The sequence below is a fragment of the Mesorhizobium sp. M4B.F.Ca.ET.089.01.1.1 genome (assembly GCF_004022605.1).
Taxonomy (GTDB): Bacteria; Pseudomonadota; Alphaproteobacteria; order Rhizobiales; family Rhizobiaceae; genus Mesorhizobium; species Mesorhizobium abyssinicae.
Genome location: NZ_RZOS01001357.1, coordinates 1 through 484 on the forward strand (window position 1 = coordinate 1; position 484 = coordinate 484).

Below are 484 nucleotides of genomic sequence, written 5' to 3' on the forward strand. Positions count from 1 at the left end.
TCGCTTACGTTGCCTAACAGCTTTGCGTCCGCTTTATTTGCCGAAGAAGCGGCACTCGAAGAGTCCTTTGCCATCCTTACGCCCCATAGACCGATGAGAAACTCCGAAACGGGGAACATGTCAGACAAATACCCGGGCCACAAGCCGGAATCCTGTTGGCTTGGGCCGATTTGTGCGTCCTCGGTTCGTCTCTTGGACCAGCAACAGATGCACGAGTTCCGATTGGTGTCGCTCTTGTACCTCTTTGTGATGGGCGGCACACATGCTGTCTCGCACCGGCTGTATACTGAGACCATCAGCTTCTGATGCGGCCCAACGCAAGCGGCCGTAGGATGGACGTGGGCTTCGGGTCAGAATCGGACATTAGCGAACGGAAGCTCCTGATCACGCGCGGGCACAGAAAAGCGGCACTATCGAGCCTGCATCGTAGCGGGCTCTGGATATGGACGTTGTGATCCCATTGTCCACTCACCCCCCCGCCAAC

1 protein-coding gene is annotated in these 484 nt (G+C 56.8%); it reads left to right on the forward strand.

All coding sequences use genetic code 11. The annotated features are described in order from the left end of the window. Positions 1–306: hypothetical protein (locus tag EN780_RS40095; RefSeq protein ID WP_210215135.1), on the forward strand; the 306-nt coding region annotated here is incomplete at its 5' end. Between the last annotated feature and the right edge of the window lie 178 nt (positions 307–484).